11 protein-coding genes and 4 tRNA genes are annotated in these 11763 nt (G+C 54.6%); all 15 read left to right on the plus strand.

Features of this window, described 5'->3' with window-relative positions:
• The first annotated feature begins 86 nt into the window (after positions 1-86).
• The 15 genes from birA to rpoB all read left to right on the plus strand — a co-directional run bounded on the left by birA (position 87) and on the right by rpoB (position 11707).
• The gene (gene birA / locus JFV26_RS06215; protein WP_201190732.1) at positions 87-1046 is read left to right on the plus strand and encodes a bifunctional biotin--[acetyl-CoA-carboxylase] ligase/biotin operon repressor BirA; all 960 of its coding nucleotides are present in this window, start codon (positions 87-89) and stop codon (positions 1044-1046) included.
• Positions 1036-1785 carry a pantothenate kinase gene (locus JFV26_RS06220; RefSeq protein ID WP_201190734.1) on the plus strand — a complete coding sequence of 250 codons (750 nt, stop codon included), beginning with the start codon at positions 1036-1038 and terminating at the stop codon, positions 1783-1785. The genes birA and JFV26_RS06220 overlap by 11 nt, the downstream gene beginning before the upstream one ends.
• Before the next feature lie 7 nt (positions 1786-1792).
• A complete protein-coding gene (locus tag JFV26_RS06225; protein WP_201190736.1) occupies positions 1793-2233 on the plus strand; it encodes a hypothetical protein in 441 nt (146 codons plus the stop codon).
• Positions 2234-2376: 143 nt separating this feature from the next.
• Positions 2377-2461: transfer RNA gene (locus tag JFV26_RS06230), tRNA-Tyr, on the plus strand.
• Between the two features lie 24 nt (positions 2462-2485).
• Positions 2486-2559 (plus strand) — tRNA-Gly (locus tag JFV26_RS06235).
• A 26-nt stretch (positions 2560-2585) separates the two neighbouring features.
• Positions 2586-2661: transfer RNA gene (locus JFV26_RS06240), tRNA-Thr, on the plus strand.
• 84 nt (positions 2662-2745) lie between these two features.
• On the plus strand, positions 2746-3939 hold the full coding sequence (gene tuf / locus JFV26_RS06245) for an elongation factor Tu (protein WP_007896619.1): 1194 nt from the start codon (positions 2746-2748) through the stop codon (positions 3937-3939).
• Between the two features lie 53 nt (positions 3940-3992).
• Positions 3993-4068: transfer RNA gene (locus JFV26_RS06250), tRNA-Trp, on the plus strand.
• Positions 4069-4113: 45 nt separating this feature from the next.
• Positions 4114-4482, plus strand: coding sequence for a preprotein translocase subunit SecE (gene secE, locus JFV26_RS06255; protein ID WP_009045851.1), 369 nt, complete (start codon positions 4114-4116; stop codon positions 4480-4482).
• Positions 4483-4491: 9 nt separating this feature from the next.
• Entirely contained in the window at positions 4492-5025 is a 534-nt protein-coding gene (gene nusG / locus JFV26_RS06260) for a transcription termination/antitermination protein NusG (RefSeq protein WP_054052239.1), read from the plus strand.
• Positions 5026-5142: 117 nt separating this feature from the next.
• Positions 5143-5574, plus strand: a complete 432-nt coding sequence (gene rplK / locus JFV26_RS06265) for a 50S ribosomal protein L11 (protein ID WP_042561349.1) — start codon at positions 5143-5145, stop codon at positions 5572-5574.
• Positions 5574-6269, plus strand: a complete 696-nt coding sequence (gene rplA, locus JFV26_RS06270; protein ID WP_201190738.1) for a 50S ribosomal protein L1 — start codon at positions 5574-5576, stop codon at positions 6267-6269. The genes rplK and rplA overlap by 1 nt, the downstream gene beginning before the upstream one ends.
• Before the next feature lie 198 nt (positions 6270-6467).
• Positions 6468-6968 carry a 50S ribosomal protein L10 gene (rplJ, locus tag JFV26_RS06275; protein ID WP_010467255.1) on the plus strand — a complete coding sequence of 167 codons (501 nt, stop codon included), beginning with the start codon at positions 6468-6470 and terminating at the stop codon, positions 6966-6968.
• Positions 6969-7048: 80 nt separating this feature from the next.
• Positions 7049-7414 carry a 50S ribosomal protein L7/L12 gene (gene rplL, locus JFV26_RS06280; protein ID WP_008145490.1) on the plus strand — a complete coding sequence of 122 codons (366 nt, stop codon included), beginning with the start codon at positions 7049-7051 and terminating at the stop codon, positions 7412-7414.
• 219 nt (positions 7415-7633) lie between these two features.
• Positions 7634-11707 carry a DNA-directed RNA polymerase subunit beta gene (gene rpoB / locus JFV26_RS06285; protein WP_201190740.1) on the plus strand — a complete coding sequence of 1358 codons (4074 nt, stop codon included), beginning with the start codon at positions 7634-7636 and terminating at the stop codon, positions 11705-11707.
• Positions 11708-11763: the final 56 nt, after the last annotated feature.

Here is an 11763-nt window from a genome sequence, read left to right on the forward strand (position 1 = left end):
CCGAAGAAAAATCCGATCGATAGGGTTTCTATGCAACGGCTCTGGGCATGGCTATTATTCGGGCCTCATTGTGAGGCGAGACTTGCATGCTGACGTTGTTAAAGCTTCTAAAGGATGGCCGATTCCATTCAGGTCAGGCCTTGGGCGCAGCCCTCGGCATCAGTCGTAGTGCTGTGTGGAAGCAACTCCAGCATTTAGAGGCTGAGCTGGGGTTGTCTATCCATAGGGTGCGCGGCAGGGGCTATCAATTGGCAGCTCCGTTGACGCTGCTTGATCCTGCGCAGATAGATGACAAGTCGTCTGCTCGCAGTTGGCCCGTCCAGGTCTTCGATTCTATTGACTCCACCAACGCAGAAGCCTTACGCGCTATCGAGCGAGGCCTGGCTGCGCCCTTTTTGGTTCTTGCAGAGCGACAGACTGCTGGTCGTGGGAGGCGAGGTCGAAAATGGGTGAGTCCATTTGCAGAAAACCTTTATTACAGTCTGGTGTTGCGCATCGAAGGTGGAATGCGACAGCTGGAAGGTTTGAGCTTGGTGGTTGGGCTTGCGGTAATGCGCGCCTTGCGCGAGCAGGGAGTCGCTGGTGTGGGGTTGAAGTGGCCTAACGATCTTCTTGTTGGTCAGAAAAAGATCGCTGGGATACTGCTTGAGTTGGTGGGTGATCCCGCAGATGTGTGTCATGTGGTGTTGGGGGTTGGAATCAATGTAAATATGCAGGCAGCTGATGAGGTTGATCAGCAGTGGACGTCCATGCGCCTCGAATCTGGCCGGGTATTTGATCGCAATCACCTGGTGGTAGAGCTCGGGTTGGTGCTCCAGGATTACTTGAGTCGTCATCAGTGCGACGGTTTTTCTGCCATTCATGCTGAATGGGAGCAGAACCATCTATGGCAGGGGCGAGCAGTCTCATTAATTGCCGGTGTTAACCAGATAGATGGCGTTGTAGTGGGTATCGATAGCCGGGGTGCCCTGCGCTTGAAGGTGGATGGTGTGGAAAAAATCTTTAGTGGTGGTGAGCTCAGTTTGAGGTTGCGTGATGATTCTTGAGCTCGACTGCGGGAATAGCTTTATCAAGTGGCGAGTGCTCGGTACGGACGTCCGGCTCGTGGTTGCAGAGGGGGTTGTCGACTCGGATCTTGCATTGCTGGAGAGCCTGAAGCAATTCGGTGTGTCAGCTCTCAAGCATTGTCGATTGGTAAGTGTCAGGACTGGCGACGAAACCGCCAGCCTGGTCTCACTCTTGACTGGGGCTTTTGGGGTGTCGGTGACCTGCGCTGCGTCCGCTCGTGAAATGTCTGGGGTTCGTAATGGGTATGAAGATTATGAAAGGCTTGGTCTCGACCGTTGGCTTGCGATGCTTGGAGGGTTTCATCTCGCCTCCGGCGCCTGCCTTGTGCTGGATTTCGGTACGGCTGTCACTGCGGACTTTATAGCTGCAGACGGAGAGCATTTGGGGGGGTTCATTTGTCCTGGAATGCCTTTAATGCGCAACCAGCTGCGCACCCATACTCGCAGAATTCGCTATGGGGATCTTGCAGCTGAGCGTGCGCTGGAAAGTCTTGCCCCTGGCCGTACAACCGTCGAGGCCGTTGAGAGAGGGTGTTCCTTGATGCTCAGGGGGTTTGTCCTGACCCAGGTGCAGTTGGCGCGTAGCTATTGGGGAGAAAGTTTTACAGTGTTCCTCACTGGTGGCGACGCCGACCTGGTCTCGGCGATGGTGCCTGAGGCCAGGGTAGTTCCCGAGCTGGTGTTTGTAGGTTTGGCTATGGCTTGTCCTTTGCCCTGAGGTTCTTATGCGCTGGTTGTTTCTGCTATTGCTTGTTCTCAATGTGTTTTATTACGTCTGGCATCAACAAGAGGCGCCCCTTCGTGCGAAGGATGTGACGCCTTTGAGTTTGTATCGGGGTTCTCAGCAGGACATACGGCTGTTGAGTGAGACGACTGACGCTGCTCGCGATAAGGGGAAGCCCCTCCAGGCGGATAATGACTGCCTCTATGTGGGGGGTGTCGCTCGGCAGGACACGGCACAGGCTATCGAGCGTCGATTGAGCAGTATGGATATCAGGGTTCAGTCGCTACCAAAGGACTCCCCTGGATCTGGGGGATTCTGGCTTCGTGTAGCGCCCGAAAGCCGGCGTTTGCTGGATGACTCGAAATTGCAAAACCTTTCCAAAGAATTCAATGAGTTAAAACATAAAATAATGCTGTGCGAAGGGGTTGCGCCTGTCGAGTAGTTTGCATAGAATGGCGCCCGCTTCGCAGTGAAGACCTTTAACGGTAAGCAGTGCGAAAGCGGTGTCAACGCAGCTAACCTCAGGTTTTTAATGAGAAAATGCTTGACAGAAGGCTGGCATGATGTAGAATGCCGGCTCGCTTAGGAGGGGTTCCCGAGCGGCCAAAGGGATCAGACTGTAAATCTGACGTCTACGACTTCGAAGGTTCGAATCCTTCCCCCTCCACCATTTTTAGCGAGAGCTGCAAGCTCCGCGGGTATAGTTTAGTGGTAGAACCTCAGCCTTCCAAGCTGATGATGCGGGTTCGATTCCCGCTACCCGCTCCAAGTTTGCAGATCCTGCAAAGTGTTGCGCTCTTGTAGCTCAGTTGGTAGAGCACACCCTTGGTAAGGGTGAGGTCAGCGGTTCGAATCCGCTCAAGAGCTCCATATGACAAGGCAGATATGAGAATATCTGCCTTTGTTTTAATGGCTGATGTTACTTGCTCAATTCTTCTGCTGGGAGTTGCTTCGATGGCTAAGGAAAAGTTCGAACGTAATAAGCCGCACGTCAACGTAGGCACCATTGGTCACGTCGATCACGGCAAGACTACTTTGACCGCAGCCCTGACCCGTGTCTGCTCCGAGGTTTTCGGTTCGGCAAAGGTTGACTTCGACAAGATCGATAGCGCCCCAGAAGAAAAAGCTCGTGGTATTACCATCAACACCGCTCATGTTGAATACGATTCGGCCGTGCGTCACTACGCACACGTTGACTGCCCAGGTCACGCCGACTACGTAAAAAACATGATCACTGGTGCCGCTCAGATGGACGGTGCGATTCTGGTTTGCTCGGCCGCTGATGGTCCGATGCCGCAAACCCGTGAGCACATTCTTCTGTCTCGCCAGGTCGGCGTTCCGTATATCGTTGTCTTCCTGAACAAGGCGGACATGGTTGATGATGCGGAGCTGCTGGAACTGGTCGAGATGGAAGTGCGCGATCTGCTGAGCACTTATGATTTTCCAGGTGATGACACTCCAATCATCATCGGTTCTGCGCTGATGGCGTTGAACGGTCAAGATGACAACGAGATGGGCACGACTGCCGTCAAGAAGTTGGTTGAGACTCTGGATAGCTACATTCCGCAGCCTGAGCGTGCTATCGATAAGCCGTTCCTGATGCCGATCGAGGATGTTTTCTCGATCTCCGGTCGCGGTACTGTCGTGACTGGTCGTGTTGAGCGTGGCATTGTTCGCATTCAGGAAGAAGTTGAGATTGTTGGTCTTCGCGACACTGTCAAAACTACTTGCACTGGTGTTGAAATGTTCCGCAAGCTGCTCGATGAAGGTCGTGCTGGCGAGAACTGCGGTGTTTTGCTTCGTGGTACCAAGCGTGATGATGTTGAGCGTGGCCAGGTTTTGGTCAAGCCGGGTACCGTCAAGCCTCACACCAAGTTCACTGCAGAGGTTTATGTTCTGAGCAAGGAGGAGGGTGGTCGTCACACGCCATTCTTCAAGGGTTACCGTCCACAGTTTTACTTCCGTACTACGGACGTGACCGGTAACTGCGAATTGCCAGAAGGCGTTGAAATGGTGATGCCGGGTGATAACGTTCAAATGACCGTTACCCTGATCAAAACCATCGCGATGGAAGATGGGCTTCGTTTCGCTATCCGTGAGGGCGGTCGTACCGTCGGCGCTGGTGTCGTAGCTAAAGTCATCGAGTAAGTTGTTGTAATGTCTTTTTCGGGCCGGCATAATGGTCGGCCTGATTTTGTTTTAGGTCAGTAGCTCAATTGGCAGAGCGACGGTCTCCAAAACCGTAGGTTGGGGGTTCGATTCCCTCCTGACCTGCCAGATTCACTTGGTGTGTCTGGCTTTCTTTTCACAGGATCTTCATAGATGACTCCTAAAGCTGAAGCTCAAGGCTCTCGCTTCGATCTGCTCAAGTGGCTAGTAGTAGTCGCTTTGGTGGTTGTTGGCGTTGTTGGCAATCAGTATTACTCTGCTTCGCCGATCCTGTACCGCGTACTTGCTTTGCTTGCCATTGCTGCTGTAGCTGCCTTTGTAGGCCTGCAGACTGCCAAGGGCAAGTCTTTCTTTGTACTGGTTAAGGAAGCTCGCACCGAGATTCGTAAAGTCGTATGGCCAACTCGCCAAGAAACCACGCAGACCACGTTGATTGTTGTGGCTGTTGTTCTGGTTATGGCGTTGCTGTTGTGGGGGCTTGATTCCCTCCTCGGCTGGCTTGTTTCCTTGATTGTCGGCTAAGGGTGTCCCGTGGCTAAGCGTTGGTACGTTGTGCATGCTTACTCCGGTTACGAGAAGCATGTCATGCGCTCGTTGTTAGAGCGTGTAAAGCTGGCTGGCATGGAAGATGGCTTCGGCGAAATTCTGGTTCCCACTGAAGAAGTGGTTGAAATGCGTAATGGCCAGAAACGCAAAAGCGAGCGCAAGTTCTTCCCAGGTTACGTGCTGGTTCAGATGGACATGAATGAGGGTACTTGGCACTTGGTCAAGGATACTCCTCGGGTGATGGGTTTTATCGGCGGTACTGCTGACAAGCCTGCGCCAATCACAGATAAAGAGGCAGAAGCGATTCTGCGTCGCGTTGCTGATGGTAGCGACAAGCCGAAGCCGAAGACGCTCTTCGAGCCAGGTGAGTCGGTGCGTGTCAACGACGGACCGTTTGCTGATTTTACCGGTACGGTTGAAGAAGTTAACTACGAAAAGAGCCGGATCCAAGTGGCAGTGCTCATTTTCGGTCGCTCTACTCCGGTAGAGCTCGAGTTCAGCCAGGTCGAAAAGGTCTAGCCGAACAAGCATCCCAACCCCGCAGCCCTAGGCTGTGGGGTTTTGTCGTCACTGGGATAAACGCGCAAGTAACCGGGGAGCCTTTCGAGGCGTTCGAACCCGTAATTGGAGTGCCTCATGGCCAAGAAGATTACCGCTTACATCAAGCTGCAAGTGAAGGCCGCTCAGGCTAACCCAAGCCCACCTGTTGGTCCTGCTCTGGGTCAGCACGGCGTGAATATCATGGAATTCTGCAAGGCTTTCAACGCCCGTACTCAGGGTATTGAAGCAGGTCTGCCGACTCCAGTGATCATCACTGTCTACAGCGACCGTAGCTTCACTTTCGAAACCAAATCCACGCCTGCTTCGGTTCTGCTGAAGAAAGCTGCTGGTCTGACTAGCGGTTCCGCTCGTCCGAATACCGTTAAGGTTGGCACCGTTACCCGTGCTCAGCTGGAAGAAATCGCGAAAACCAAAAACGCGGATCTGACTGCAGCTGATATGGACGCGGCCGTGCGTACTATCGCCGGTTCTGCTCGTAGCATGGGCCTTAACGTGGAGGGTGTGTAATGGCTAAGTTGACCAAGCGTCAAAAGGCTATCGCCGGCAAAATCGAAGCAGGCAAGTCCTACAACTTTGTAGACGCTGCTGCTTTGCTGGCTGAGCTGTCGACTGTCAAGTTCAGCGAGTCGTTTGACGTTGCTGTAAACCTGGGTGTTGACCCGCGTAAATCCGACCAGGTTGTTCGTAGCGCTACTGTGCTGCCACACGGCACTGGCAAGACTGTTCGCGTTGCTGTGTTCACCCAGGGTCCAGCTGCTGAGGCCGCTCTGGCTGCCGGCGCTGACCGTGTAGGTATGGACGATCTGGCTGCCGAAATGAAAGCCGGCAACCTGAACTTCGACGTAGTTATCGCATCCCCGGATGCAATGCGCGTTGTCGGTCAGTTGGGTCAGATCCTCGGCCCACGTGGCCTGATGCCTAACCCTAAAGTCGGCACCGTAACTCCAGACGTAGCTACCGCGGTTAAAAACGCCAAGGCTGGTCAGGTTCGTTATCGCACCGACAAAAACGGCATCATTCACACCTCCGTTGGCAAAGTCGGCTTTGATGCCGTCAAGCTGAAGGAAAACGTTGAAGCGCTGATCTCTGATCTGAAGCGTATCAAGCCGGCTTCCTCGAAAGGCATTTATGTCAAGCGCATTACCCTGAGCACCACCATGGGCCCGGGCCTGGTCATCGACCAAGGTTCGCTGGAAGCGTAAGACAAAAATTGGCGCAAGCGATTGGGCCAATTGAAAGATTGGGGTCCCTGCCTGGCGGGGGCTATCCAAGACCGTAGGCGACGCAAGTCTTAAACCTCAAGCCTACGCAGATGGTGCTCCCGGTTCCTTACCGAATCAGACACCAAAACGACATCCGGCTTCGGTTGGATGAAACGGTAACAAGCAGGAGTTTTTCCCGTGGCAATTAAACTTGAAGACAAGAAGGCCATCGTCGCTGAAGTCAACAAGGCTGCCCAAGTTGCTCTGTCTGCTGTTGTGGCTGATGCCCGCGGCGTGACAGTAGGCGCTATGACCGGACTCCGTAAAGAGGCTCGTGAAGCTGGCGTTTACGTACGCGTTGTACGTAACACCCTGCTCAAGCGCGCTGTTGCTGGCACTCAATATGACGTGCTCAACGACGTGTTCACTGGCCCGACCTTGATTGCATTCTCCAAAGAACATCCGGGCGCTGCTGCCCGCATCTTCAAAGAGTTTGCCAAAGGTCAGGATAAGTTCGAGATCAAGGCAGCTGCGTTCGAGGGCAAGTTCCTCGCAGCTAACCAGATCGACGTACTGGCAAGCCTGCCGACCCGTGACGAAGCCATTTCCCAGCTGATGAGCGTGATTCAAGGCGCTACCAGCAAATTGGCTCGTACTCTGGCGGCTCTTCGCGACCAGAAAGAAGCTGCTGCAGCCTAAGGCTGAGCCACTCCTTTCAGCGTTTATTGTTTATTTCGATGGCCGCGTAGGCTGTCACCCCAATACAGGAATTTATAGTCATGTCTCTGACTAACGACCAAATCATCGAAGCAATCGGCGAAAAATCCGTTCTGGAAATCGTTGAGCTGATCAAGGCCATGGAAGAGAAGTTCGGCGTTTCCGCTGCCGCTGCTTCCGCTGGTCCAGCTGCTGTCGCTGCTGTTGTTGAAGAACAAACTGAATTCAACGTCATGCTGCTGGAAGCTGGCGAGAAGAAAGTTAACGTGATCAAGGCAGTACGTGAGCTGACCGGTCTGGGCTTGAAAGAAGCCAAGGCTGTAGTTGACGGCGCTCCTGGCGTGGTTCTGGAAGCTGTTTCGAAAGACGCAGCTGACAAAGCCAAAGCCACTCTGGAAGAAGCAGGCGCTAAAGTCGAGCTGAAGTAAGCATCGACTTGCACCTCCAGCCCGAGCGTTAAGCGAAAGGCTGATGGCTGGTGGCTCTTGCCACCGGCCTTTTTCCGTTACTGGCAGCCGACTGGGTCGGTGCTGATAACGAGCTGTAACCACCCGATGCGGTGGCGCAAACCATGGGGTTTGCACGATTTTCTGGCTGCTCCCGTCGGGAGGGGCCAAACAAGCAGGTGACCAAGCTGGGGAACGCTGATGGCTTACTCATATACTGAGAAAAAACGTATCCGCAAGGACTTTAGCAAGTTGCCGGACGTCATGGATGTGCCGTACCTCCTGGCCATCCAGCTGGATTCGTATCGTGAATTCTTGCAAGCGGGAGCGACTAAAGATCAGTTCCGCGACGTGGGCCTGCATGCGGCCTTCAAATCCGTTTTCCCGATCATCAGCTACTCCGGCAATGCTGCGCTGGAGTACGTCGGTTATCGCTTGGGCGAGCCGGCATTTGATGTCAAAGAATGCGTATTGCGCGGTGTAACTTACGCCGTACCTTTGCGGGTAAAAGTGCGCCTGATCATTTTCGACAAAGAATCGTCGAACAAAGCGATCAAGGACATCAAAGAGCAAGAAGTCTACATGGGTGAAATTCCCCTGATGACTGAGAACGGTACCTTCGTAATCAACGGTACCGAGCGTGTAATCGTTTCCCAGCTGCACCGTTCCCTGGGCGTGTTCTTCGACCACGACCGTGGCAAGACGCACAGCTCCGGTAAACTACTTTACTCCGCGCGCATCATTCCTTACCGCGGTTCGTGGCTGGACTTCGAGTTCGACCCGAAAGACTGCGTGTTCGTGCGTATCGACCGTCGTCGCAAGCTGCCTGCATCGGTACTGCTGCGCGCGCTCGGCTATACCACTGAAGAAGTGCTCGACGCGTTCTATACCACCAACGTATTCCATGTGCAGGGCGAAAGCATCAGCCTGGAATTGGTGCCTCAGCGCCTGCGTGGTGAAATTGCCGCTATCGATATCGTCGATGACAAGGGCAAGGTTATTGTCGAGCAGGGTCGTCGTATTACCGCTCGCCACATTAACCAGCTGGAAAAAGCCGGGATCAAAGAGCTGGTCATGCCTCTGGACTACGTCCTGGGCCGCACTACCGCCAAGGTCATCGTGCATCCGGCTACTGGCGAAATCCTGGCAGAGTGCAATACCGAGCTGAACACCGAGATCCTGGCAAAAATCGCCAAGTCCCAGGTTGTTCGTATCGAAACTCTGTATACCAACGATATCGACTGCGGCCCGTTCGTCTCCGACACGCTGAAGATCGACTCCACCAGCAACCAATTGGAAGCGCTGGTCGAGATCTATCGCATGATGCGCCCAGGCGAGCCGCCAACCAAAGACGCTGCCGAGACTCTGTTCAACAACCTGTTCTTCAGCCCTGAGCGCTATGACCTGTCTGCGGTCGGCCGGATGAAGTTCAACCGTCGTATCGGTCGTACCGAAATCGAAGGTTCGGGCGTGTTGTGCAAAGAAGACATCGTCGCGGTTCTGAAGACTCTGGTCGACATCCGTAACGGTAAAGGCATTGTCGATGACATCGACCACCTGGGTAACCGTCGTGTTCGCTGCGTAGGCGAAATGGCCGAGAACCAGTTCCGCGTTGGCCTGGTACGTGTTGAGCGTGCGGTCAAAGAGCGTCTGTCGATGGCTGAAAGCGAAGGCCTGATGCCACAAGACCTGATCAACGCCAAGCCAGTGGCTGCGGCGGTGAAAGAGTTCTTCGGTTCCAGCCAGCTTTCCCAGTTCATGGACCAGAACAACCCGTTGTCCGAGATCACCCACAAGCGCCGTGTTTCCGCACTTGGCCCTGGCGGTTTGACTCGTGAGCGTGCTGGCTTTGAAGTGCGTGACGTACACCCGACTCACTACGGCCGTGTATGCCCGATTGAAACGCCGGAAGGTCCGAACATCGGTCTGATCAACTCCCTGGCCGCCTATGCGCGCACCAACCAGTACGGCTTCCTCGAAAGCCCGTACCGAGTGGTGAAAGACGCTCTGGTCACCGACGAGATCGTGTTCCTGTCCGCCATCGAAGAAGCTGATCACGTGATCGCTCAGGCTTCGGCCACGATGAATGACAAGAAGATGCTGATCGACGAGCTGGTTGCTGTTCGTCACTTGAACGAGTTCACCGTCAAGGCGCCGGAAGACGTCACCTTGATGGACGTTTCGCCGAAGCAGGTAGTTTCGGTTGCAGCGTCGCTGATCCCGTTCCTCGAGCACGATGACGCCAACCGTGCGTTGATGGGTTCGAACATGCAGCGTCAAGCTGTACCAACCCTGCGCGCTGACAAGCCGCTGGTCGGTACCGGCATGGAGCGTAACGTAGCGCGTGACTCCGGCGTTTGCGTCGTGGCTCGTCGTGGCGGCGTGATCGACTCCGTTGATGCCAGCCGTATCGTGGTTCGTGTTGCTGATGATGAAGTTGAGACCGGTGAAGCTGGTGTCGACATCTACAACCTGACCAAATACACCCGCTCCAACCAGAACACTTGCATCAACCAGCGTCCGCTGGTGCGTAAAGGTGATCGGGTTCAGCGTAGCGACATCATGGCTGACGGTCCGTCCACCGATATGGGTGAGCTGGCACTGGGTCAGAACATGCGCATCGCGTTCATGGCCTGGAACGGTTACAACTTCGAAGACTCCATCTGCTTGTCGGAACGAGTTGTTCAAGAAGATCGCTTTACCACGATCCACATTCAGGAACTGACCTGTGTGGCACGTGACACCAAGCTTGGGCCAGAGGAAATCACTGCAGACATCCCGAACGTGGGTGAAGCTGCACTGAACAAGCTGGACGAGGCTGGTATCGTTTACGTAGGTGCTGAAGTTGGCGCTGGCGACATCCTGGTGGGTAAGGTCACTCCGAAAGGCGAGACCCAACTGACTCCGGAAGAGAAGCTGTTGCGTGCAATCTTCGGTGAAAAAGCCAGCGACGTTAAAGACACCTCCCTGCGTGTGCCTACCGGCACCAAGGGTACCGTCATCGACGTACAGGTCTTCACCCGCGACGGCGTTGAGCGTGATGCTCGTGCACTGTCGATCGAGAAGACTCAACTCGACGAGATCCGCAAGGATCTGAACGAAGAGTTCCGTATCGTTGAAGGCGCAACTTTCGAACGTCTGCGTTCCGCTCTGGTCGGCCGCAAAGCCGAAGGCGGCGCTGGTCTGAAGAAAGGTCAGGACATCACCGACGAAGTTCTCGACGGTCTTGAGCATGGTCAGTGGTTCAAACTGCGCATGGCTGAAGATGCTCTGAACGAGCAGCTCGAGAAGGCCCAGGCCTACATCGTTGATCGTCGCCGTCTGCTGGACGACAAGTTCGAAGACAAGAAGCGCAAACTGCAGCAGGGCGATGACCTGGCTCCAGGCGTGCTGAAAATCGTCAAGGTTTACCTGGCAATCCGTCGCCGCATCCAGCCGGGCGACAAGATGGCCGGTCGTCACGGTAACAAAGGTGTGGTCTCCGTGATCATGCCGGTTGAAGACATGCCGCACGATGCCAATGGCACCCCGGTCGACGTCGTCCTCAACCCGTTGGGCGTACCTTCGCGTATGAACGTTGGTCAGATTCTTGAAACCCACCTCGGCCTCGCGGCTAAAGGTCTGGGCGAGAAGATCAACCGGATGATCGAAGAGCAGCGCAAAGTCGCTGAGCTTCGTAAATTCCTTGACGAGATCTACAACCAGATCGGCGGTCGTAACGAAGATCTGGATAGCTTCTCCGACCAGGAAATCCTGGATCTGGCGAAGAACCTGCGTGGCGGCGTTCCAATGGCCACTCCAGTGTTCGACGGCGCCAAGGAAAGCGAAATCAAGGCCATGCTGAAACTGGCAGACCTGCCAGAAAGCGGCCAGATGCAGCTGACCGACGGCCGTACCGGCAACAAGTTCGAGCGCCCGGTTACTGTTGGCTACATGTACATGCTGAAGCTGAACCACTTGGTAGACGACAAGATGCACGCTCGTTCTACCGGTTCGTACAGCCTGGTTACCCAGCAGCCGCTGGGTGGTAAGGCGCAGTTCGGTGGTCAGCGTTTCGGGGAGATGGAGGTCTGGGCACTGGAAGCATACGGTGCTGCTTACACTCTGCAAGAAATGCTCACAGTGAAGTCGGACGATGTGAACGGCCGGACCAAGATGTACAAAAACATCGTGGACGGCGATCACCGTATGGAGCCGGGCATGCCCGAGTCTTTCAACGTGTTGATCAAGGAAATTCGTTCCCTCGGCATCGATATCGATCTGGAAACCGAATAACACGTGACGCGAATCGAGAGCGGGGCAGGATTGCCCGCTCTCTGCTCCGCCAGGAG

The sequence above is a fragment of the Pseudomonas sp. TH31 genome, assembly GCF_016650815.1.
In the GTDB taxonomy this organism is placed as follows: domain Bacteria; phylum Pseudomonadota; class Gammaproteobacteria; order Pseudomonadales; family Pseudomonadaceae; genus Aquipseudomonas.